Genomic DNA, 23,146 nt, shown 5'->3' on the forward strand with positions numbered 1-23,146 from the left:
TTTGGTGCATTAATATGATACTTTTCGCTGCTTGCAGTACGAATGTCATTATCATCAAGCTACTATTCTGAGAATGTGAATGTGCAGGATACTACAATAGTAACCTTGCGGTAACTAGCGCACATGAAAGTGCGTACTTTACATGTTTGCGCTTTGGTACTATGATATGTACAGATGATGCGCATTGCATCACAAGGAGGTTAACAGATTATGACACAAGAAACTTTGAATTTTGTAAAAGAACAAACTGAAGCTTTGATTGCTGCTCCGAGCTGCAGCGCCGAAGCAAAGGCTGCTGCCGAAAAATGGCTGGCTGCTGTTGGTACTGCGGAAGAAGCAGAGGAAACCAAAGCTTATATCGCAGAACTTGAAGCAGATATCATGCCGATTGATGGCCTGATTGCTTTTGCTGATTCTGAAGCAGGTGTTGGCGTTTTTGGCGTTGAACTGGCTAAAAATATTCTGGCACATGCTAAGGAAATCAAGGCTGCCGGTGCTGCCTATTGTGATTGCCCGGCCTGCGCTGCCTGCAAAGCAATTCTGGATAAAAAGGCAGAGCTGCTGTAATTAATCTTCAACAATAACATTAACCGCCAGTGTCTCCTGTGAAGGTGAGATGCGGGCGGTTATAATTTTCTTTCAAAAAAATGCTGCTTGCGGTATAATATAAAAAATACTGAAGGAGGGAAAAGCATGGATAAGTATATAATCATGAATAAAAATATTCCGTTGGTTAAGACAACGATGTCCGCTGCAGGTTACATAACCGAAGTGCTGCAGGTATATAATCCAGAAGCCTTCCCGGTAGGTATTTTTACCGATGATTTCAATAAGCTCGTGGACAGATTAAATCAATGGTGGCGTAGCCGTATTATTCCTGCCAGTCGCGACGGATTGCGGTATATTTTGCATTTGTATGATGTAGAATCTCCGGCGGTTTTGAGCAAGCGCAGTTTGGGGTTGAGTCTGTCCGATCAATATTGGCTGAAGCCTGTTGGCAGTGAGCTGACATGGCAGGAGGTTAACTTTTTCACTAACGATTTTTCTAAGGAGTTAGGAGAAGCTTTTTTCCAAAAGGAATCCTCCAGGCCTGCGATAAACCCGTTTACGCCGGATGCTTCAAGCAATGGCTGGCTAAAGAAAAAATGGGTAAAAATCAATGGTATTACGTATCTTGCCAAAGCAGGTTCCGTGCCGCTGCTGCAGCAACCATATAATGAAATTGCTATCGCTAAGTTAGCGGAGGCTTTGGCGATTAAGCATGTTCCCTATGAGCTGATTATAGAGGATAATCGTCCGCTGTGCCTTTGTCCTAATTTTATTACTACGGAAACAGAATTTGTGCCTGCTTATTTTGTAAAGGAGATTCTTCCGAGATCTAATAATGATTCTGCTTACGGACATTTCCTCAGATGCTGCGACTATTTGCAAATACCTGATGTTGCAAGCTATTTGCAACAGATGCTTTGCCTGGATTACCTGATTGAGAATAGCGACAGGCATTATGGTAATTTCGGTTTTATCCGTGATGTTGATTCTTTGAAGTTCCTAGGTCCGGCACCGTTATTTGATAATGGTACAAGCCTGTGGTGCGAATCCTTGAATAGCGAAATAGGAACAGCGCTACCTGCTATGCCGTTTAAGGATTCGCAGAAAAAGCAGCTTACCTTAGTTAAAGAGTGTTTTATTGATATTAATGGTATTGATGCTTGCGCTGAGATAGTACGCAATACCTTATCGATAAGTCCGTATTTGGATAAAGAGCGCGTTACGCGTATCAGCGAAGCAGTTGATAATCGTGCGCGTGGACTGAAGAATTATTTGAGCAAGCTAAACTGAAAATGAGTATCAAAAAACCGCTAAAGCCTTCAAAAGCTTTAGCGGTACTTTTCTTTTTTTTGGTGCGCCTGAGAGGAATCGAACCCCCGCACACGGTTCCGGAGAAATAGTATGCTTGTTATGTAACGAATTTCAAAGCTATAAACTACTGGTCTTTAGCTGTTGGATATAGTATAATGAACATAGAAAAAGTGCTACCGATAGACGGTTGCCCTTAGAAAATGTTAGTTGAAAATAACCGCTCGTTTTCCTAGGACGGGGCGGTTATTTTTTTACCGAGTCGGTGCGTCTGGGAGAAATCGAACCTTCGCACACGGTTCCGGAGAAATAGCATGATTGTATTGTACGATATTAAAAGTTATAAACTACTTGTCTTTAGTTGTTGGATATAGTATAATAAACATAGAAAAAGTGCTACCGATAGACGGTTGCCTTTTAAATCATGTAGTTAAAAAATAACCGCAAGTTTGCATACTGGGCGGTTATTTTTTTGCGTTTTTACCGAGTTCATAGCCGAATTTGACACAAGCCAAACCGAAGCCTAATAAAGCGAGGACTTCAAGAATATTCATCGGCGCCACCCTCTTTCTTGTAGATTTCCATAAGGACATGGATTCTTGCAATAGGAGAGCCGCAAAGCCCTCCGAGGAGAGCAACCGCCTACCGCTGAGGTAGCACTAATTAATTTTAACATATGTTTGGGTAAAAGTGAAAACACAGGAATATAAAACCAGTCGATAATATTCGTGCATAAAAAATCCCTTCCCAAACAAATGGAAAGGGTACTTTTCTTTTTTGGTGCGCCTGAGAGGAATCGAACCTCCGCACACGGTTCCGGAGACCATTGCTCTATCCACTGAGCTACAGGCGCAAAAACTACAATGGAATTATACCACAGATGTGAAACTTATGCAAAGAAAAGCCATCTTTTTTGTCTTGCACGCTCTTATATGTTACAATAATATTATTAATTTAATAAGCATGTATTACCTTGGACATGCGCTTGGAATAGAGGTTGCTTATGAAAGAAAGAAATCCGTATTGTCTGTTGGCCTTTGCGATAGTGCTGATTTGGGCGCTGTGGAATTACAGCGTTAGCTTACGGTTGCTGGCAGGTTTATATGATATTCTGCTGCCGTTTGTTATTGGCGGTTGTATGGCTTTTATCGTCAACGTGCTGATGAACAAGCTGGAACAATATTGGCGCAGGATTTTTAAGCAGAGCGTGGTATCGCGTTTCGAGCGCCCCGTGTGCCTGCTTTTGAGCCTTGCGATTATCATTGGCTTTTTGGCCTTCTTTGTGCTGACGATTGTGCCTGAGCTGCATGCCAGCATGAAAATGCTCGTCAAGATGCTGCCGCCGGCGTTGGCTAAGCTGAATATTTATCTGCAGCAGAAGGCGCAAGAGCTTTCCTTCTCCGCAGACGAGCTGGCTGTAGTACAGGCGCAGGCTAAGGAAGTTTATCAGACGCTGCTTAATTATCTGCAGAACAACAAACGTCTTTTGCTGGAGCAGACGTTTTTGGCAACGGCATCACTTCTGGAGGTACTCGCAAGTTGTGTTGTCGGGTTTGTCGTAGCAATTTATTGCCTGTTGGAAAAGCATCGCCTGGTGCGCAACTTTAAATGCGTAATTTTTGCCTTCTGCTCGAAGGAACGTGCCGCTTATATCCTGCATGTTTTACAGACGGCAGAGCAGATTTTCCGCGGCTTTGTAGGTGGACAGCTGGTAGTGGCGCTGCTTTTGGGCGTGATGTATTTCGTGGGTATGAAGCTTTGCGGCTTCCCATATGCGATGGTAATTTCACTGCTGGTAGCGGTGCTGAGCCTGATACCGATTCTGGGTACCTTAATCAGTGCTCTTATCGGCTGTTTTTTAATACTGGTGGCTGCGCCGGAGAAAATCTGGTATTTCATCATATTATACATTGTGCTGCAGCGCATTGAGGCTGATTTGCTTTATCCTAAGATTGTGGGCAAGGCTGTCGGTCTTTCGGAGCTGTGGGTGCTGGCGGCGGTGACGATTGGCGCGAGCCTTGGCGGTGTTGCCGGTATGATTGTCTGCGTACCGCTGTTTTCCGTGCTTTATGCTTTGCTGGCTGAAAAGGTTAAGCGTTTGCTGGCAGAGAAAAATTTACCTAATTTATAAGATTTGTTAGGCACTTGGCGCTAAAAGTGCTATAATAATAAATTGATTGTAAGCCTGTTATCTGCAGGCAGCCTTGAAGATGAAAAGGGGATTTTATGATTACAATACGAGATAAGGTGCGTTTTGTTGAAACTGATATGATGGGTGTTGTGCATCATGCCAACTATCTGCGCTGGTTTGAAATGGGACGTGTAGCATATCTGCGTGCCTGCGGTATTTCCCTGGGCGAGCTGATGGCTGACGGCGTTATTTTCCCGATTACCGAGGTGCGCGCCAAGTATAAAAATTCCTGTACCTTTGATGATGATTTTGAAGTACAGGTAAAAATGAGTGCCTTTAATAAAGCAAAAATGGAATTTGATTATACTGTTATCCGTCTGCGCGACGGCGCTGTAGCGGTGGAAGGACATACGCGCAATGTGTTTACCGATAATGAAGGCCACATTGTTCGTCTGAAGCCTGAATGGTATGATAAAATTCAGAAGGTATATGCAGCGGATAAGGCTGCGGAGGAGATGTGAGAGTATGGAAAAGTATAAGATTGTTCCTGTGCCGACAAGAATTTTGACTCATCACGATGATATCTGTGATGCTATTCTGGAATATGCCAAGGATAAAATCGGCCCTAACGATGTTGTCTGCACTGCCGAAAGCGTAGTAGCAATTACCCAGGGCAGAGCAATGCGTTGCGAGGAGTTCCATCCTGGACCGCTGGCCAAGGTGCTGTCGCATCTGTTCCCTGCTAAGGGCAGTATCAGCAGCTGGTACAGCATGCAGTCTTTGATTGACGCAGAGGGCGGTGCGCGCGTTCTGTGGGCAGTAATTTGCGGCTTTGCTGCTAAATGCGTAGGCGTAAGCGGTACTTTCTACCGTATGGCAGGCAAGCAGGCACGCCTGATTGACGACGTTACCGGCACGATGCCTCCGTATGACAAGCATATTGTTTATGGTCCGGCAGAACCGGAAAAGGTTGCCGAAGCTATTACCAAGGCTTGCGGCTGTTATGGCGCTGCTATTGCCGACGTTAACGATTTAAAGCGTTCTGCTGTGCTTGGCTGGTCCAAGGGCGTTGATCCTGATAAGGTTGCGGAAATCCTCATTGATAATCCCTTTGGCAACGGCAGTGAAAAAACACCAATCTGCATTATCAAGGATTATCATAAGGCGTAAGGAGGAAGCAAGATGCTGATGACGATTGTGGGAGTCCTTGTAGGACTGTTTATTTTGGGCGTTATAATTGTAGGTGTATATATTTCTATGCAGGGTGATGCTGTAATGCGTCTGCTGTTAAAGCAACGCACTAAGGCTGTTTTAGACAAGGTATATGCCGACAGAATTGATTTTTCCCTGGAAGTACCTTTTGATAACGTAGGTAAGCAGGAAGGTACGATTCTGGATGCTTATATGCGTATTTATCTGCCGCAGGAGCAGTATGGTGATGTGTTGCTGCGTGGCAAGGTTAACCGTGAGGGCTATCTGCGCGAGGATGATTATTTTGAAGCAATGCTGGTTCCCGCAGGTACCGGCGAAAAATTTGTCCTGCGCTTTGAATCTTATGCCAAAAACGGCAAGAGCTTAGAGGAAGCAATGGAAAATATTCCTGATGTTGATGTTGCTTTGTTTGCTGATTGCCGCGGTCGCCGTGAGCTCTATACCGTAAAGGAATACTTTACTCTAACTGCGGATGAAATGCGTGCTTTGGTAAAATAAGCTGACGCTTTTATGCACTGCCTTTAAAATTATATAAATGATACTTTATGATGGATGTTTCTTTGCTATAGGAGAGGCATCCATTTTTCTTTGCCTTGGAAGTGCTGAAGATAATCTGCAAAAAAAATTCAAAAAAATGCAGATTATTGCTCAAAAATGATTGATTTTGCGTGAAAATGGTTATATAATATCTGCAAGAGGAGAGATGCTCATGCTAACACAAGAAAGATTTGAAGAAATTGTCCGCATTGTCACGCGTGACGGTGCGGCGACAGTACCGGAGCTGGCAAGGCTTCTGGAAACCTCTGAGTCCACTATCCGCCGTGATTTGGTGCAGTTGGACAGCTTGGGCAAGGTACGCAAGGTGCATGGCGGTGCGACTGCCTTGCGCGAGGCGGAGCCTGTGCAGGAGCGCAATATGCAGGAAAAATACAGTCGTAACATTGAAGATAAGCGTACAATTGCTGCGTATGCGGCAACGCTGGTGCGTCCCAACGATTTTATTTTTCTTGATGCAGGCTCGACAACCGAGCAGCTGGCAACTTATCTGACGGAAAAGGATGCTGTTTATGTAACGAACGGTATTACGCTGGCACAGAAGCTGGCGCAGCGCGGCCTGAAGACATTGCTGCTTGCAGGACGCGTAAAGGCAACAACTGATGCGGTAATCGGTACGGAAGCGGTTGCTTCCCTGCAGCCTTACCATTTCAGCAAGGGCTTTTTCGGAACCAACGGCATTACGGTGGAAGAGGGCTTCACTACTCCTGATATAGAGGAGGCCATGAATAAGCGCGTGGCGATGGAGCATTGCCATAAATGCTATGTGCTTGCAGATGCCAGCAAGTTTGAAGCACTGTCGAACGTGTCCTTCGGCCCGTTGTCCAATGGCGTGATTATTACAGCTGCGCAGGAGGGCTTGAACGTTAAGCCTTATAAGCAGCATACGGAGGTGATTGTGCTTTGATTTATACTGTAACCTTTAACCCTTCCTTGGATTATGTGGTAAAGGTTGATGATTTTGCAGTAGGCGAGATTAACCGCACCCAAGTAGAAAATATATATCCGGGTGGTAAGGGAATCAATGTTTCGCTGGTACTGCAAAATTTGGGGCTGCAATCGGTAGCTTTGGGCTTTACAGCCGGCTTCAGCGGTGCAGAGATAGAACGCCTGCTGCAGGAGGCAGGCTGCCGCTGCGATTTTATTCAGGCTGGTCAAGGCTACTCGCGCATTAATACGAAGATTATTTCGGACTCGGAAACGGCGCTGAACGGTCAGGGGCCGCAACTGAGCAAGGAAGAGCTGCAAAAGCTTTTCACCAAGCTGCAGGGACTGACGCAGGATGATATTTTGGTGCTGGCAGGAAGCATACCAGCTTCGCTGCCGGATGATATTTATGAGCAGATTCTGGAGCTGCTGCAGCCTGCTTGCACACGGGTTGTGGTTGATGCTACCGGCGATTTGCTGCTCAAGGTGCTGAAATATAAGCCGTTTTTAATCAAACCAAACCATGAGGAATTAGGAGAGTTCTTTGGCCTGGGACCGTTGCTGAATGAGGAGGATATTCTTGCTGCTGCGCTGAAGCTGCAGCAGCAGGGAGCATGTAATGTGCTGGTTTCGCGTGGAGCGGACGGTGCTGTACTGTTGGACGAAAATGGCAGGCAGCATATGATGGCTTCACCGCAGGGTAAGCTAGTAAACTCTGTTGGTGCCGGTGACAGTATGGTGGCAGGTTTTTTGGCAGGCTATCTCAAAACGCAGGATTATGAGGAAGCGCTGCGCCTGGGCGTAGCTGCAGGCAGCGCAAGCGCGTTTAATGATTGGCTGGCAACACGTAAGGATATTGATGAAATTATTTTACAGGGCGTGACTAATAAATAAAAAAGAAGGGGCAAAAAATAAGATGAAAATAGTTGATTTGCTGAAGTTAGAAAGCATTGACCTAAAAGCGCAGCCTAAGGATAAGGCAGCAGCGCTGGAGCATTTGATTACGCTTATGGAGAGCGGCGGTAATCTGCTTGATAAGGATGAATACAGAGCCTGCGTGCTGCGTCGTGAGGAGGAGGGCAGCACAGGTATCGGTGAAGGCATTGCTATTCCGCATGCCAAGACGAGTGCGGTAAAGGCACCGGGACTGGCAGCTATGCTGGTAAAGGACGGTGTTGACTTCGACAGTCTGGACGGAGAGCCTGCGAAGCTGTTCTTCCTGATTGCTGCACCTGATACGAAGGATAATGTGCATCTTGATGTGCTGAGCCATCTGAGCATGCTGCTGATGAATGATGACTTTCGCAGTGAGCTGCTGAATGCCGGCAGCGCTAAGGACTTTTTGGCAGTTATCGATAAATACGAAAACGAAAAGTTTGAGGACGAGGAAGAAGAGGCACCGGCAGCAGAGCCTGCTAAGCAGCGCAAGGTGCTGGCTGTTACTGCCTGCCCGACAGGTATTGCACATACCTATATGGCAGCAGAGGCTTTGCAGGAGATGGCCGGTAAGCTGGGCGTTGCTATGAAGGTTGAAACCAATGGCAGCGGCGGCGTAAAAAATAAACTGACGGCAGCAGATATTGAAGAAGCCGAAGGCATTATTGTGGCTGCTGACAAGAATGTGCCTGTAGAGCGCTTTGCAGGCAAGCCTGTTATCTTCGTTAAGGTAGCTGACGGTATCAACAAGCCGAAGGAGCTTATCGAGGAGATTCTGAGCGGTAAGGTTCCTGCTTACGCAGGCAAGGGTGGCAGCGAAACGACCAGTAACGTGGCAGATGCTGAGGAAAGTCTGGGGAGACAAATTTATAAGCATCTGATGAATGGCGTTTCTCACATGCTGCCGTTTGTAATCGGCGGTGGTATTCTTATCGCGCTAGCTTTCCTGTTCGATATGGAATTTGCCGGTACAGCTAAGTTTGGCAGCGGTACGCCGCTGGCAGCCTTCTTCAAGAACATCGGCGGTCTGGCGTTCAGCATGATGATGCCGATTCTGGCAGGCTATATCGCTATGAGTATCGGCGAGCGTCCGGCACTGATGCTGGGTATCGTAGGCGGCTTTTTGGCAGCCTCCGGCGGCAGCGGCTTCTTCGGCGCGCTGTTTGCAGGCTTCATCGGCGGTTATCTGATTCTGGCACTGCGCAAGGTATTCAGTGTACTGCCTGACAGCCTGGAAGGCCTGAAGCCGATTCTGCTGTATCCTGTTATCGGCCTGCTGCTTATGGGCATTTTGATGACCTACGTTATCAACCCGCCGACTGCAGCCTTCAACCAATGGCTGGCAGGTGCGCTGGCAAGCATGAGCACAACCAGTAAGGTACTGATGGGTTTTGTGCTGGGTGCTATGATGTCCATCGACTTCGGCGGTCCTTTGAACAAGGCGGCCTATGTATTCGGTACTGCTTCTCTGGCTGCAGCTGACGGCAGCGCCGTAAGCAGCGAGATTATGGCTTCCGTTATGATTGGCGGTATGGTGCCGCCACTGGCGATTGCACTGTGCACCATGCTGTTTAAGAGTAAATTTACTTCTAAGGAGCGTCAGTCTGGTGTGACTAACTTTATTATGGGCCTGTCCTTCATTACTGAGGGTGCAATTCCTTTCGCAGCAAGTGACCCGCTGCGTGTAATTCCGACCTGCGCTTTGGGCAGCGGTGTAGCCGGTGCTTTGTCCATGGCCTTTGGCTGCAGCGTTCCGGCACCGCATGGCGGCGTGTTTGTTTTCGGCGTAGTGCAGAACTGGCCGATGTATTTTGCAGCTCTGGCAGCAGGAAGTGTGCTGGCAGCTGTGCTTATGGGGTTTGTTAAACAGAACGTGAACGAATAACAGATAGAGAAAAAGATAAAAAACAGGATTTTAAGAATTTAGCGGTAGATTATTTTCATTAGCGAAACGGAGGAAATAAAAATGCAACAATTTACTTATGTTATTACTGACGAAGCAGGTATCCATGCACGTCCGGCAGGACTGCTCGTTAAAGAGGCTGCTAAATTTGCCAGCAGTACCACTATTGCTAAGGGTGCTAAAAAAGGCGATTTGAAGCGTATCTTCGGTGTTATGGCCTTGGGCGTAAAAAAGGGTGAAGAGATTACCGTTACCTGCGAGGGTGCTGATGAGGACGCAGCAGCAGCAGCTTTGGAGGCTTTCTTCAAAGCTAACCTGTAATTTCGCAGTAAGAGTGATTTTTCGCGAGGTGATAAGATGCTTTCATTAAAGGGTAAGGGCGTTTGCGGTGGCGTTACGCTGGGAACCTTGGCTGTACTGCGTCGTAATGCAGCAGCAGTTAAACGCCGTAAGGTGCAGAATGCCGAGGCTGAGGTAGCACGCTTTCAGGCAGCACGTCAGGAGGCTATTGCTAAGCTGGCAGAGCTTTATGAAAAGGCTGTTGTAGATGTAGGCAAGGATAATGCCGCTATTTTTGAAATCCATCAGATGATGCTGGAGGATCTTGATTATATCGAGTCCGTTGAAGGCATTATCCGCACACAGCAGGTTAATGCGGAATATGCAGTGCAGACTACCGCAGCTAATTTTGCAGAAATTTTTTCTTCGATGGAAGATGATTATATGCGTGCACGTGCTGCCGACGTCAAGGATATTTCCAATAAAGTGCTTGGCTGCCTGGGTGATGCAGGCAGCAGCTGGGAAAGCGGCAGTGGCCGCTATATTCTGGCAGCAGACGACCTGGCTCCCAGCGAAACTGTGCAGCTTGATAAATCGCGTGTGCAAGGTTTTGTCACTGCGGCAGGCAGCGTAAATTCGCATACGGCAATTTTGGCGCGTACTATCGGTATTCCTGCGGTTGTCAGCACCGGCAGCAGCATCGGTGAAGAATATGACGGCAAGCTGGTAGCGGTTGATGGCTACACCGGCGAGGTTTTCGTTGATCCTGATGAAGCAACGTTGGAACGTATTAAAGCGAAGATGGAACAGGATGCACAGCATAAAAAGCTCTTGGAGGAGCTCAAGGGTAAAAAGAGCATTACCGGCGGCGGCCAGCAGGTGCATGTTTATGCCAATATCGGCGGCACGGGTGACCTGGCCAGCGTGCTGGCGAACGATGCAGAGGGCATCGGCCTTTTCCGCAGCGAGTTCATTTATCTGGAAAGCAAGGATTATCCGACCGAGGAGCAGCAGTTTGAAAAATATAAGCTGGCAGCGGAAGCTATGGCCGGCAAGCGTGTTATTATCCGTACACTTGATATCGGTGCAGATAAGCAGGCTGATTACTTCGAGCTGCCGCAGGAGGAAAATCCGGCGCTTGGCTATCGCGCTATCCGTATCTGTCTGGAAAGACCGGAGCTGTTTGCTACGCAGTTGCGCGCTATCTGCCGCGCTTCTGCTTATGGCAAGCTGGCGGTGATGTTTCCGATGATTATCAGCGTTGAAGAGGTGCGCAAGGCGCGCAAAATTCTGCGCGAGGTGCAGGCAGAGCTGAAGTATGCAGGCGTATCTTACGATCCGAAGATGGAAGTCGGCATTATGATTGAAACGCCGGCGGCAGCGCTGATCAGCGCGGAGCTGGCGAAAGAAGTTGACTTCTTCAGCATCGGTACAAACGATTTGAGTCAGTATACCTTGGCGATAGACCGCCAGAACCAGCGGTTAGAGCCGTTCTTTGACGCACACCATCCTGCAATTTTGCGCCTGATTGAAATGACGGTGCAGGGAGCGCATGCAGCAGGTATCTGGTGCGGCGTCTGTGGCGAGCTGGGCGCTGATTTGAGCCTGACGAAGGAATTTGTACGCATGGGCATGGACGAGCTTTCCGTAAGTCCGGCAAGCATTCTGCCGCTGCGCAAAAAAATCCGCAGCCTGTAATTTTTACTCATACTCATATTTCTATATAACGCATGAAAATACCCCTGATAATGCGTGAGCAGTATCAGGGGCAGCTTTCGGCGGCAATGCTTTGTTGTTGCTTTGGGGAGAACCGGTTGTATGACTGGTTCTTTTTTTGTATACGAAGGATTATTTTTTATCAGAAAAACAAAAAAACACCGCAATTTCTTGCGATGTCAATTTCAAAATGGTGACCTCGGCAGGACTCGAACCTGCGACCTTTTGATTCGTAGTCAAACGCTCTATCCAGCTGAGCTACGAGGCCAACAACAGTATTTATTTTAACGGCAAATCGATATTTTGTCAATACTTTTTTAGAAAAAATCTTGACTGTTTTTGCTTGTCGGGCTATAATTTAGCTAATATATCTGTGGCTGCTTTGCAAGGAAGCATCAGGAGGCGCATATGAGGTCTGCATAGGGATGCTTGCCAGTATGGGCGATGGGGAATTGTAATGACAGCACAAATGGTTTTGTATTATATGTTGTTGAAGTCTGCACGATTAGGTCTGATGTGAGGCAGTATAGGGATACTGCCAGCTATGACGTTGTATTTCTTTAACAGGCATGTATAATTTAAAGGAGGATTTTTTGTGCCTGTTTCTTTAGTTATCTTAATATTGTACATTGTTGCTTTGTTCGCTATCAGCTGGTATGCTAAAAAACGTAGTGAAGGAAACAACGAAAACTTTGCTCTTGCGGGACGCAGACTTTCTGCGCCTCTGATTTGTGTTACTATCATCGGTCTGGCTGTTGGCGGTGCGTCGACTATCGGCGTTTCTGAGCACGCCTTCCGCGTTGGTCTGAGTGCCGGCTGGTATACCATTGCCTGGGCCTTGGGTGCGATTGTTATGGGCCTGTTCATGGCAAAAAAATATCGTGAGCAGAACATTACGACTATCACCGAGCTTATTGAACGCCATCATACTAAGGGCGCGGTAATTTTAGGCGTTTTATGCCAGATTGTTATCCAATTGGTAATTATCAGTCTGCAATACATTGCCGGTGGCAGTATTCTGCACGCAATCCTGCCGGATATCTTTGATTTCCACACAGGTATGATTGTCAGCGCTATCACCTTTATCGGTATTACCTTTATCGGTGGTATGTGGTCTGCATCCTTATCTAATGTATTGAATATTATCCTGATTTACGTTGGCATTTTGGCGGCAACTGTTATTCAGTTCAAAAAAATCGGCAGCATGGATCATCTGGCTGCTGCTTTGCCGGCTAATGTGCCCTGGTTCAGCTTTATTGACGGTGTTGGTCCTGTAACCATCACCAGCTGGGTTGTAACTTTGATTACCGTAAATCTTTCTCTGCAAAGTATTCTGCAGATTTCTTTGGGCGCTAAAGACGCTGCAACTGCTAAAAAAGGCTTCGTCTGGGGCGGCATTCTGATGCTTCCGGTAGGTGTTCTGGCTGCCTTCCTTGGTCTTGTTGCCAAGGCTATGTATCCTGATGCGCAGGCTGCATTGGCGCTGCCGCAGGTTATCGTAGGCCTGCAGCCGGTGTTGGCAGGTATCACTCTGGCAGCTCTGTGGGCTGCAGACGTATCTACTGCCTGCAACCTGCTGTTGAGTGCTGGTACCCTGTTCTCCAGTGATATTTACAAGCGCTTCATCAATCCGCAGTGTGACCAGGCGCGTCAGCTGCTGATGACACGTGCCTGCATCATTATCAGTGGTATTCTTACCTTGGGACTTGCTATGAGCGTATCCAGCATTTTGGGTACGATTATGATTGGTCTATCTTTGACTGCTGCCTTCAGCGTTATCGTAATCGTAGCGCTGTTCTTCCCGCAGTATGCTTCTAAAGCCGCAGGCTTCTGGACGTTGCTGGCAGGTTTGGTGCTGCTGGTGCTGTGGCAGCTTACCCCGGTAGTACGCATTTTCCCGAACGTAATCTATATGGAATGGCTGGTATGCATTGTTGCTTACGCTATTGTAGCTATTGTTTGCCCGGCTAAAAAAGCTGTTGCTGCCGAAAGCAACTAAATAAAAAAGTATATTTGAAGCTGAAAAGCCATCTCCGTTGTTCTTGAGGAATGCGGAGATGGCTTTTTGATTATAAGGTTAAGTGTTTGCTGTAAGCAAAAATCCCGTTCACAGACTTGCGCTGTGTAACGGGATTTTTTTGCATTATGAGTGAAGCGTGACCTGATTAATCAGAGGACATTGTCATGCTTCCTTGCTTGGAGAAATTAAACGATTTTTTCACCGTGATAACGTTCACCATCATTGTCAGGCAGCAGGCCGTAGCGTTCGGTCCACAGGGTTTTGTATTTCAGCGCCTGAGCGTGGATAGCGGCGATACCTTTTTCGTCCAGGGTTTTGATAACCTTGGCAGGAATGCCGGCAACCAGGGAATTCGGCGGTACGATGGTGCCTTTGGTTACAACAGCACCGGCAGCAACGATAGAGCCGTGACCGATTACAGCGCCGTCAAGTACGGTAGAATGCATGCCGATGAGGCAGTGGTCCTCAACAGTGCAGGCATGCAGCAGAGCGCAGTGGCCTACAGTTACATAATCACCGACGATGCAGGCGTAGTTATCAGCAACGTGCAGCACGCTGTTGTCCTGAATATTGCTGTAGCGGCCAACCTCGATGCGGTTAACGTCGCCGCGGATAGTAACGCCGGGCCAGACGCTGGCGTACTCCTTAAGCTCAACCTTGCCAATCAGGGTAGCAGTATTAAAGGCGTAGGCCTTCTCGTCAATTTTGGGGGCTTGTGCTTCAAATTTAAAAATCATCTTATCACCACTTTCTATAAATTGGCTGCCTTCGCGGCAGTCTTGAAAGATAAACAATTTCTTCTCACACTATTATTATCATATGAGCAGATAATAAAGTCAAGGCGTTCACATTTATTTTGCAGATGTGAAGGATTGGATTTAGTTGTGGGTGGGCGGTAGAAAAAATTTTTGTGTTACCTTGACAGATTTACTGATTCGCTATATAATAACCACACAGCACTTAGACAAGCTGTATACATTTGTTTATATAAGAATTTTAGGCTATTATAATGATATTTTCCTATGCGAAAATTTCATTATAATAGCTTTTTTTGTTGCGTTTTTCGCATATTCAGTGTTATAAAGAAAGGATGATTCTTATATGGCAAATTACAGTTACACAAATTTATATGTTCATAGTCCGCAAGAGGAGCTGGCAAACCTCTTTAAAAAAGCTCAAGTGCTGGACGCGCAAGGACGAGCGCAAAGAGCGTACGCCTTTCGGCTCTGGTTGGATTGGCTTTATTGCCCAAGGGGCAGGTATGCAAGCCTTTGATAATCGCGCTAGTGTGGAAACATTTCAGTACGATGGCTTGCCAGTGTATGAGGTAAAGCGAGAGGCTTGATGGGTGCAGGAAGCGGCAGTGAGGGGCTGTCGCTTCTTGAAAAAATAATTGAGCAGAAGCAATCGTATATGGTTGCAAGCAAGTTGAATTGAAGTTGCAAGTTGTTTTCAAAGATTAACTAAAAAAGAGAAAAAAGCTGATTGAAGCTATTAACCTAAAAAAGCAGACTATATACCTAAAAAATAATTTATATAAACTGTTAATATTATAAAGAGAAGCTTGACAAGAGGTGATGACGTTGTTTGCTACACGTTACAAGAATATTGGATTGAAAATAGCATATTATAGAAAAAAGAAAGGCTATACGCAAGCAGAGCTGGCCGAGCGGATTGGTATGAGTGCCGCTTATCTTGGGCAGATTGAGCGAGGGAATAGAGGCAACAGTTTTTCTTTAGAAACTCTGTATCAGATTGCTGATGCGTTGGAGATTGATGTTAATTTGCTGATAAAAAATGAAATGTTGGCTTGATAGGTGATAGTTTGTATACATACTATCACCTATTATAAGGGAGAATATTTTGGATCAAGTAACAATTATAAATGGTAAAATATTTGATTGCAATCAATGTGGAGAATGTTGCAAACATTTATATAAAATACCTGCAATGAAAAATTTCAATAGAGGAGACGGAATATGCAAATATTTAATTAATAATAAGTGCTCGATATACAATAAAAGACCTAATATTTGTAGAGGGGAGTACTTGTATCATTTATATTTTGAAGGTATGGATGTTGAAGAGTATTATAAAATATTGCACCATTACTGTAATATGATTCGTGGAGGTAAGATAGATTGAGTAAGGATTATGTAAAAATTTTTAATGCTGTTGATTTAAAGAGAGCAAAACAGGAAGCAGAAAATATTATTGCTATGCAAGCAGCAGACTTGTATCCAAAGGAGTTCTCTTTCCCAATTACTTTACAATTTGAACTGACAGGAGCTTGTAACTTAAAATGTAAGCATTGTTATAATAGATCTGGGGATGTTGATCGTGTTCAATATACAAGCATGACTCCGCAAAAGTGGAAAAGTTTAGCTAAACAAATTGTTGAAGCAGGTGGCATTTTTCAATGCATTATTTCCGGAGGGGAACCATTGCTTCTAGGAGAAGATTTATTTGATATTATGGATATACTACATGAAGACGGGACTTCGTTTGTTGTTATTACGAATGGTATGTTGTTAAGCAAAGAAAAAGTCAAAAGATTTTCTAAGTACCGCTATTTTTGGTTTCAAATTTCTATTGATGGTTCAACACCTGAGTTGCATGACTCGTTTAGAGGTGTAGAAGGCAGTTGGGAGAAAGCTGTTAATGGAGCAATGGAAATTTCTGATAGTGGAATACCATTGGTTATAGCACATTCTGTTACTCCTAAAACATTGCCTTATTTAGATGATATGGTTAAATTAGCTTATTCAGTAGGTGCTGGCAGCATTATGATTGGTGAGATATTGCCAAGTGGTAGAGCTATTTTTAATAAAGATATTTTTTTAACACATGAGCAACGCAATTATCTTTATGAACAGATTGATAAATTGTCTAGGGAATATGCAGGAAAAATAAGAATTGAAAGATCTATGAATGTTAATACATCTATGGAACGATATGTATCTGCTCCTAATAGTGGTGGTATTATCCGCCCGAATGGAGATTTTAGATTAGATTGCATGACTCCTTTTACAATAGGCAATATTTTGGACGAAACGATAGATTCTATTTGGAAAAATAAGGGCAAATATGCTTGGCATAATCCAAAAGTCTTAGAGTTTATAAATTCTATTGATGCTGAAAAGCAGAAAGGTAATATACTTAATCACGTCAATGATGATATAAGAATATGAAGGTACAAGTTAAAATGAAAAAACAATATAAGAAACCAATGGTTATTTCAAATGTGAGTATTGAAGGGGTTATTCCAGCCGGTTTGGCGGCGGCTATTGAAGCTTTTGCTGTAGGTGTGGCTGTTGGGACACAAGTCAAAAAGATGCTGAATGGTCGTACTGGTTGGGGTAAGGTTCAGCAACTAGTTGAAGTGGAGGGGAGAGCATGATTACATGGGAGTGGCTTAAGCATAAAAAGCTTGTCGATATTTCTTTGAAAAAACGTTGGGAAAAAGATATTATGGTGTTATATGGCAAAGAACTGGACATATGTTACTTGAATAAAATAGGTGGAGAAATAATTTCTTTGAGTAATTGCAAAAATACAGCTTCTGATATTGCTGATATGTTGCTGCAAACGTATGATGTTGATGAAAATGAATTAAGAGAAGATATTCTATGTTTGATTAGAGAATTGCAATGGAAAAGACTTGTGAGACTAGAAGAATAATTACGGAGGGTACGATAATGAAATTTACGACCATGAAAATTACAAAAAAAGTATTAGCAGGTATAATCTTGTCTGTATTAGTAGTATTGGGTGCATTTTATACATTAAAGCCTTCGCCGCTTCCCAAAATTTACATACCATCTGATATAGAATGGCAGACCCCTGCTCTTGATGCATATATTGGTGACTTTACACCAGTATGGGATAAAGAATATCCTGATGAACTACGTACAGTTTTAAGTTCAGAATATACCATACGTAAGACAAGATTAGATAAAGATTGGCAATCTGCCTTTTCTGGGAAAACTTCTGCGCATATACTTACAGAAATACAAAGTACAACGTTATGCACAAGATTGCTTAAGCTATCTAACAGGGTAGCAAATGAAAGAGAAATCAAAGAACATACAGCCCAAAATATCACGAGATTTGGAGTGATTGATTACTATTTTCCCGGCACTGTATTAGCTATTGAATATAAAGATGGTTGTGTACTTTCCGCAATGATAGATAAAGATACTGGTAAATATATTAGGCTTCGTGTTAATTCTGAGAAGAATACAGAACATAATTGGGAACCATCGAAAATTTATGTAAAGCTGATGTATAATTAACAACTAAATATAAAAATATCATTGCCTGTTTTGTAAGAGGAGATTTACGATAATGAAAAAATATAGAAAGCCTTGTTTAGTAACTCAATCTAAGGTTAAAGGCATAATACCATTGGCAGCACTTAGCGTAGCTGAATTAGCTGGCGTAGCATCAGTAGTTGGTCTTGCGGTTGGGATGGCAGCTTCAAAAGGTTCAAATGATATAGTGTCGTTTAGATCTAATCTTGTTCTTCAAAAATAAAAAGAAATCAGGGTACGCATACTAAAATTGCTTTAGTCGGGCAGCCGGGTGCAGGTAAATCGAGTGTTATTAACAAATTGATAGGCAAAAATTTATTTAAATCTGGAGTATATACAGATACCACAGTGAAAAGCCAAGAAGCATCTTGGGGAGCATTGAGAATCGTTGATTTGCCTGGATATGACACGAAAAGATTTCCTTTTGAAGACTGGTGCAAACAATTTTCTGTAGAGGATTATGATTTGTATCTGTTCGTATTTGCCGGTAAATTACATGATGCCGACGGAAAGTTATTTAAAAAATTTAAGGAATGGAATCAATCTAGGAAGCATCCTTATTTTATTGTGCGCAATAAGGAAGACGATATATGGGATGGTGAAAGGACACTAGACGATCTGAAGAAAGAAATCGTTGAAGATGTTTATTCTAAAGTAGGTGCTACAGACATAAAAGTTTATTTTACAAGCTGTAAGACTGGCATTGGGATTAAAGAATTAAAGGACGATATTTTTGCTTCTGACCTTGATGATGTAAAGAAGGATAAAATCATTGCGGCTTTAAAGCAGAAAGTATTCAAGAGTTGGCTAGAAAAAGAAGAAAATGTTTAGATGATATTAATACCTATGCTTGGGCGGTAGCTGCTAATGCTTTAAATCCTATCCCTGGTGTTGATGTTAGCTTTGATTTAGCGGCTTTTTATAAGATGGCTCAAGAAATTAGAGAAAGTTTTGGGCTTGATGAAACAGTTATAGAGAAATACATGACTGTATTAGGACCCGTAGGGAAACAACTTGCGGATAAGGTGCTTGCATATCTTACCGAAGAAGGTATAATGTTGGTTCTTAGGCAAGTAGCTGAACGATATGCTAAAAAACGATTTTTAAAATATATTCCTTATGTCGGACCAGTTGTAGCAGCTTGTGCTGGTTTTGCTATGACCAAAACATTAGGAAAATATTATATAGATAATTGTTACGAAATGGCAAAGAAAATTCTTGAATATGAAGTAATAAATAGTAAAGAAGAAATAAAAAATAAAAAGAGTTGCGATTAGTGCATAAAAACTAGGGTTGAGAATGCTTGAAGTGTGTATTATTTTTCATCTACCTGCTTGCCTCGTGGTGCAGCATGAAGGTGGATGTATGCATGCATGCTTTGAGCTTGACGGAGCAGGTGGAGAAAATGCTCTACTTGCACCAGTTGCACCACTTTTTTCAGCCTTTTTGCTAAAAAACAGTGGCTCGAAAATTTTAATATAATATAAATAAAAATTTCTTTAAATAGCTGCAAATGCCATAAAATAAAGGATTAGAACCCTTGTGAAGACTTTACTTACAGGGATATATGTTATGATTAACTGTGCAGTTTTTCTTTTTGCACCAAAAGTAGTGGTGCAGAGTAAGAGAAGTAAAAAACTTCTCAAAAACTTCTTGACACACTTTGTATTGTATTGTACAATATAGGTAGCGCGTAAGCCGCTACCTATAATTCAACCATATAAGAATTGTAAGATGTCATTACGGGAAAAATCTAAGATTGTGTGTACTAGTAGTGTGTATGCTATTAGTGTACCCAAAAATTGATTCCCATAATGGCTTTTTTTATTGCCTTTTTCTAGCCTATTTAAGTGTTTTAAAGAAAGGATGATTCTTATATGGCAAATTATTGTTACACAAATTTATATGTCTACGGTTCTCAAGAGGAGCTGGCAAACCTCTTTAAAAAGCTCAAGCGCTGGACGCGCAAGGATGAGCGCAAACCGAAATCTGCCTTTGGCTGCGGCTGGCTCGGCTTCATCGCTGAGGGCGCCGGCATCCAGGCCTTTGATCTCCGCGCTGGCGTTGAAAAAATCCAGTTCGACGGCAAAGGACAGCTCTTTATCAAGTATATATCTGCAGATGGCCCGCAGCCTGCTTTCTGGGAGGCGCTGGTGCGTAAGTTCGCACCGCGCAGCTGGTCCTGCTACCTGGCGGAGGAATCCTGCACAGGCTTGTACATTACCAACGATAAATTGAAGCGGAAAATCACCGCAGATTATGCCGTTCCCGGACGTTGCGCCGATGGTTCCTACACCTCGTCGCTTGTTCGTCGCAGCACCTTCTACTCTGAAGGAGCTATGCGCGAGCTGCTTGCTAGCAAGTACGGTACCGGCAAGGCCTTGGCCGAGCTCCTGGAGCTGGCCCAAAAGGATAACCTTCCTGTCTACAAGGTGAAACGCGTCGACTAGGACGCGGGGCTGCCACGTAAGTGGCGGCCTTTTTATATTTGGAAACAATTTGCCAATACTGCTTGCGTAAATTCCTCCAAACGCCGTATAATAGATGAGAGTTTGAAAATCAGAGGTTTATATGAAGAAAAAATATCTATATTTACTTTTACGCGTGTTTGTCTATCTGCTGGCGTTGGGGGCAATTTTATATGGCCTGTACGAATCGCCGTATAACCCGCATCCGCACAGTGCTGAGGATATCCGCCGTTGGGTGGTGGGCTTTGGCGTGTGGGCACCGCTTATTTATGTGGCGGTGTACACGATTCGTCCGCTGCTTTTATTTCCGACGCTGCTTTTGAACCTGAGCGCAGGCGTGCTGTTCGGTCCCTGGTGGGGCATCTTGTTCCTGCTTCTTGGGGGCTTTGGCTGTGCAAGCTTTTGCTATCTTTTGGGGCGCTTTGGCGGCGGTAATTGGCTGCTGCGCAATTTCGGCGGCAGCTGGGGTGAACGCCTGACGCGTTATCTTGTTGGCGATGGCAGCTTTAAGAAGATGATTATTTTGCGCACAGTGCCGATTTTTCCTTATGATCCGGTGAGTATTATTGCCGGCAGCGTGCGTTTGCCGTTTAAGATTTATGCGGCAGCCACGGTTCTTGGCATGCTTCCTGGGGCGATTGCCTATAACTTTCTGGCAGATGCTTTTGGTACGCCACGCTTTTATGCGGCGCTGGCGGTGACGCTGCTGGCTTTTGGCCTACCGCTCGTTTGGTGGCAGAAGAATTCTGCGGCGCAGGCGTTGGGAAGTTTAAAAATTTTTGGTAAGGGCAGTGATAATAATGGCAAAGAATACAGAGATTGAATTGAAGCTTTTGCTCAGCAGAGAAGGCCTGGAGAAAATGCTGCAGCTGGATTTCATGCAGCAGGCCATGCGCCCCGGCAGCTACAAAAAACGCCGTCTGGTAAGTACCTATTATGATACAGCGGATATGACGCTGACGCAGCATGGTATTGCTTACCGCGTGCGCGATAAGGGCGATGGCAGCTTTGAGGCGACGGTAAAGACTTCTAAGCAGAGCAAGGAAGGCTTGAGCGAGCGCCTGGAGCTGAACCTGCCGCTGCAGGAGGCCAAGCTTGAGCTGAACGGCTTTGCAGCGCTTGGACTGGGCTATGAGCTTAGCGAGCTTGCTCCTGCTGGCGTACATGCTTTGTTTACGGTTGATGTGGAGCGCATAACCTATATTCTGGATTATGAAGGCGCTGTTATTGAGCTGGCAATTGATAAGGGCGCCATTCATTGCGGTGAGCAAAGTGACAGCATTGATGAGGTCGAATTTGAGCTTATGAGCGGCACTGTAGACGCGTTGCTGGAGCTTAAGAACAGAATTGCCTCGCAGGTGGAGCTGCGTGCGGAAGAACGCAGCAAGTTTGCACGTGGCCTGGCACTTCTGCAGGCAAAATAAGGAGCAGGACGATGGCGGAATTATTACATTATCTGCATCAGCATAAAGAACAGGACACTTCATTTGTCAATTATTATGGCTATGAGCAGGCACAAAAGGTCTGCCGCTTTCATAGCAGCTTCCCGGAGTATACGGTTACGCCCTTGGTGCGTCTGCGAAATTTGGCGCAGCTTTTTGGTGTTAAGGATATTTATGTTAAGGATGAAAGCTATCGCTTTGGTCTGAATGCCTTCAAGGTTTTGGGCGGTAGCTATGCTATTGCCTGCGAGCTGGCCAAACGCCTGCAGCTTCCGGTGGAGGAGCTTACCTACGATAAGCTGATGGCGCGTGAGGTGAGGGAAAAGCTGGGCGAGCTGACCTTTGTTACAGCAACAGACGGCAATCATGGCAGAGGCGTTGCCTGGACAGCTAACCGTCTGCAGCAGAAGGCTATCGTGCTGATGCCTAAGGGAACGGAACTGGCGCGTCTGGAGGCAATCAAAGCCTTTGGTGCTGAAGCATATATCACGGATGTTAATTATGATGACACTGTACGCCTGGCAAGACAGGTGGCTGCTGACTGCGGCGGCATTATGGTGCAGGATACTTCCTGGGAAGGCTATGAAGAGGTACCGCTGCACATTATGCAGGGCTACACTACTATGGGTTATGAAATAGTGCAGCAGCTGCAGGGCGTGCGTCCGACGCATGTTTTTCTGCAGGCAGGCGTAGGCGCAATGGCCGGTGCTGTTGCTGCCTTTCTGGCTGATTATTATAAAGAAGCTAAACCGGTTATCACCATAGTGGAGCCTGAAAGGGCTGACTGCATTTTCAGGACAGCTAAGGCTGATGACGGAAGGCTTCATAATGTTACAGGCGATTTGGCTTCCATCATGGCCGGCTTGTGCTGTGGCGAACCCTGCAGCCTTGCCTGGGAGATGCTCAGGCGTTATGCAGATAATTTTGTTTCTATGCCGGATGAATTTGCTGCCTATGGCATGCGCGTGTTAGGCAATCCCTTAAGTGGTGATGCTGCTATTGTTTCCGGTGAAAGCGGCGCAGCAGGTCTGGGCTTTGCCCTGCTGGGACGTAGTGACGCACAGGCCAAGTCTCTTCTGCAGCTTGATGAAAGCTCTGTTGTGCTGTGCATTTCTACCGAAGGTGATACGGCGCCGGCGAAATACAGAAGCATTGTCTGGTCCGGAGACTATAGCCTGGATAAGCTTTAAGGTGTAAAAAAATAGCTTAGTGATGTGGCTTACAGCTGTTTTGAAAAATAATGCAAATAAATTTAGGAAAAGCTGTTGACAAACTGGCCTAAATCCTGTATAATTCTTTTTGTCGCAAACGGATGGGTTCCCGAGTGGTTAAAGGGAGCAGACTGTAAATCTGCCGCGTTTCGCTTCGTTGGTTCGAATCCAACCCC

25 protein-coding genes and 2 tRNA genes are annotated in these 23,146 nt (G+C 44.9%); 24 read left to right on the plus strand and 3 right to left on the minus strand.

Annotated elements, in window-relative coordinates:
• Window positions 1-210 precede the first annotated feature (210 nt).
• Both Q0G26_RS01885 and Q0G26_RS01890 read left to right on the plus strand, forming a co-directional pair.
• Window positions 211-567, plus strand: coding sequence for a molecular chaperone Hsp90 (locus Q0G26_RS01885; protein WP_293828028.1), 357 nt, complete (start codon window positions 211-213; stop codon window positions 565-567).
• A 126-nt stretch (window positions 568-693) separates the two neighbouring features.
• Window positions 694-1,839, plus strand: a complete 1,146-nt coding sequence (locus tag Q0G26_RS01890) for a hypothetical protein (protein ID WP_293828030.1) — start codon at window positions 694-696, stop codon at window positions 1,837-1,839.
• Window positions 1,840-2,635: 796 nt separating this feature from the next.
• Here Q0G26_RS01890 and Q0G26_RS01895 read toward each other — a convergent pair.
• Window positions 2,636-2,710 (minus strand) — tRNA-Arg (locus Q0G26_RS01895).
• 150 nt (window positions 2,711-2,860) lie between these two features.
• On the opposite strand from Q0G26_RS01895, the gene Q0G26_RS01900 reads away from it, so the two are divergent.
• From Q0G26_RS01900 to ptsP, 9 genes are all read left to right on the plus strand, one after another.
• The gene (locus Q0G26_RS01900; RefSeq protein ID WP_293828033.1) at window positions 2,861-3,988 is read left to right on the plus strand and encodes an AI-2E family transporter; all 1,128 of its coding nucleotides are present in this window, start codon (window positions 2,861-2,863) and stop codon (window positions 3,986-3,988) included.
• A gap of 95 nt (window positions 3,989-4,083) precedes the next feature.
• Window positions 4,084-4,509 (plus strand): acyl-CoA thioesterase, encoded by a 426-nt coding sequence (locus tag Q0G26_RS01905; protein WP_009146111.1) that lies wholly within the window; start codon window positions 4,084-4,086, stop codon window positions 4,507-4,509.
• Window positions 4,510-4,513: 4 nt separating this feature from the next.
• Window positions 4,514-5,158: a coenzyme F420-0:L-glutamate ligase gene (locus Q0G26_RS01910; RefSeq protein ID WP_210684837.1), complete on the plus strand. Its 645-nt coding sequence runs from the start codon at window positions 4,514-4,516 to the stop codon at window positions 5,156-5,158.
• A gap of 12 nt (window positions 5,159-5,170) precedes the next feature.
• Window positions 5,171-5,698: a hypothetical protein gene (locus tag Q0G26_RS01915; RefSeq protein WP_293828048.1), complete on the plus strand. Its 528-nt coding sequence runs from the start codon at window positions 5,171-5,173 to the stop codon at window positions 5,696-5,698.
• A 211-nt stretch (window positions 5,699-5,909) separates the two neighbouring features.
• Window positions 5,910-6,662, plus strand: a complete 753-nt coding sequence (locus Q0G26_RS01920) for a DeoR/GlpR family DNA-binding transcription regulator (protein ID WP_293828051.1) — start codon at window positions 5,910-5,912, stop codon at window positions 6,660-6,662.
• Entirely contained in the window at window positions 6,659-7,576 is a 918-nt protein-coding gene (pfkB, locus tag Q0G26_RS01925; RefSeq protein ID WP_293828053.1) for a 1-phosphofructokinase, read from the plus strand. The genes Q0G26_RS01920 and pfkB overlap by 4 nt, the downstream gene beginning before the upstream one ends.
• A gap of 22 nt (window positions 7,577-7,598) precedes the next feature.
• Complete coding sequence (locus Q0G26_RS01930) at window positions 7,599-9,503, plus strand: fructose-specific PTS transporter subunit EIIC (RefSeq protein WP_293828055.1); 1,905 nt, start codon at window positions 7,599-7,601, stop codon at window positions 9,501-9,503.
• Window positions 9,504-9,584: 81 nt separating this feature from the next.
• Entirely contained in the window at window positions 9,585-9,842 is a 258-nt protein-coding gene (locus Q0G26_RS01935; RefSeq protein WP_293828058.1) for an HPr family phosphocarrier protein, read from the plus strand.
• A gap of 36 nt (window positions 9,843-9,878) precedes the next feature.
• Window positions 9,879-11,498: a phosphoenolpyruvate--protein phosphotransferase gene (gene ptsP / locus Q0G26_RS01940; protein ID WP_293828061.1), complete on the plus strand. Its 1,620-nt coding sequence runs from the start codon at window positions 9,879-9,881 to the stop codon at window positions 11,496-11,498.
• 209 nt (window positions 11,499-11,707) lie between these two features.
• Here ptsP and Q0G26_RS01945 read toward each other — a convergent pair.
• Window positions 11,708-11,784: transfer RNA gene (locus Q0G26_RS01945), tRNA-Arg, on the minus strand.
• 327 nt (window positions 11,785-12,111) lie between these two features.
• On the opposite strand from Q0G26_RS01945, the gene Q0G26_RS01950 reads away from it, so the two are divergent.
• Window positions 12,112-13,515, plus strand: a complete 1,404-nt coding sequence (locus Q0G26_RS01950; RefSeq protein WP_293828063.1) for a sodium:solute symporter family protein — start codon at window positions 12,112-12,114, stop codon at window positions 13,513-13,515.
• 206 nt (window positions 13,516-13,721) lie between these two features.
• Here Q0G26_RS01950 and Q0G26_RS01955 read toward each other — a convergent pair whose 3' ends face one another.
• Window positions 13,722-14,273, minus strand: a complete 552-nt coding sequence (locus tag Q0G26_RS01955) for a gamma carbonic anhydrase family protein (RefSeq protein ID WP_293696430.1) — start codon at window positions 14,271-14,273, stop codon at window positions 13,722-13,724.
• Window positions 14,274-15,113: 840 nt separating this feature from the next.
• Here Q0G26_RS01955 and Q0G26_RS01960 point away from each other — a divergent pair.
• The 12 genes from Q0G26_RS01960 (at window position 15,114) to dpaL (ending at window position 22,949) form a co-directional block, all read left to right on the plus strand.
• On the plus strand, window positions 15,114-15,350 hold the full coding sequence (locus Q0G26_RS01960) for a helix-turn-helix domain-containing protein (protein ID WP_044484232.1): 237 nt from the start codon (window positions 15,114-15,116) through the stop codon (window positions 15,348-15,350).
• A gap of 327 nt (window positions 15,351-15,677) precedes the next feature.
• Window positions 15,678-16,727: a radical SAM protein gene (locus tag Q0G26_RS01965; protein WP_293828066.1), complete on the plus strand. Its 1,050-nt coding sequence runs from the start codon at window positions 15,678-15,680 to the stop codon at window positions 16,725-16,727.
• Window positions 16,728-16,741: 14 nt separating this feature from the next.
• A complete protein-coding gene (locus Q0G26_RS01970) occupies window positions 16,742-16,936 on the plus strand; it encodes a hypothetical protein (protein ID WP_293828068.1) in 195 nt (64 codons plus the stop codon).
• On the plus strand, window positions 16,933-17,217 hold the full coding sequence (locus Q0G26_RS01975; protein ID WP_021719946.1) for a PqqD family protein: 285 nt from the start codon (window positions 16,933-16,935) through the stop codon (window positions 17,215-17,217). The genes Q0G26_RS01970 and Q0G26_RS01975 overlap by 4 nt, the downstream gene beginning before the upstream one ends.
• Before the next feature lie 17 nt (window positions 17,218-17,234).
• Window positions 17,235-17,831 carry a hypothetical protein gene (locus Q0G26_RS01980; protein ID WP_293828071.1) on the plus strand — a complete coding sequence of 199 codons (597 nt, stop codon included), beginning with the start codon at window positions 17,235-17,237 and terminating at the stop codon, window positions 17,829-17,831.
• Window positions 17,832-17,883: 52 nt separating this feature from the next.
• Entirely contained in the window at window positions 17,884-18,072 is a 189-nt protein-coding gene (locus Q0G26_RS01985) for a hypothetical protein (RefSeq protein ID WP_021719948.1), read from the plus strand.
• A 26-nt stretch (window positions 18,073-18,098) separates the two neighbouring features.
• Window positions 18,099-18,680, plus strand: a complete 582-nt coding sequence (locus Q0G26_RS01990; protein ID WP_293828089.1) for a GTPase domain-containing protein — start codon at window positions 18,099-18,101, stop codon at window positions 18,678-18,680.
• Window positions 18,653-19,126 (plus strand): hypothetical protein, encoded by a 474-nt coding sequence (locus Q0G26_RS01995; RefSeq protein ID WP_293828074.1) that lies wholly within the window; start codon window positions 18,653-18,655, stop codon window positions 19,124-19,126. Before Q0G26_RS01990 ends, Q0G26_RS01995 begins: the two co-directional genes overlap by 28 nt.
• 600 nt (window positions 19,127-19,726) lie before the next feature.
• Window positions 19,727-20,299 (plus strand): hypothetical protein, encoded by a 573-nt coding sequence (locus Q0G26_RS02000; RefSeq protein ID WP_293828076.1) that lies wholly within the window; start codon window positions 19,727-19,729, stop codon window positions 20,297-20,299.
• A gap of 121 nt (window positions 20,300-20,420) precedes the next feature.
• A complete protein-coding gene (locus tag Q0G26_RS02005) occupies window positions 20,421-21,140 on the plus strand; it encodes a TVP38/TMEM64 family protein (RefSeq protein WP_293828078.1) in 720 nt (239 codons plus the stop codon).
• Window positions 21,118-21,741, plus strand: coding sequence for a CYTH domain-containing protein (locus Q0G26_RS02010; protein ID WP_293828081.1), 624 nt, complete (start codon window positions 21,118-21,120; stop codon window positions 21,739-21,741). The genes Q0G26_RS02005 and Q0G26_RS02010 overlap by 23 nt, the downstream gene beginning before the upstream one ends.
• An 11-nt stretch (window positions 21,742-21,752) precedes the next feature.
• On the plus strand, window positions 21,753-22,949 hold the full coding sequence (gene dpaL, locus Q0G26_RS02015; RefSeq protein WP_293828083.1) for a diaminopropionate ammonia-lyase: 1,197 nt from the start codon (window positions 21,753-21,755) through the stop codon (window positions 22,947-22,949).
• Window positions 22,950-23,146: the final 197 nt, after the last annotated feature.

Source organism: uncultured Phascolarctobacterium sp. (genome assembly GCF_934190775.1).
GTDB lineage: Bacteria > Bacillota > Negativicutes > Acidaminococcales > Acidaminococcaceae > Phascolarctobacterium_A.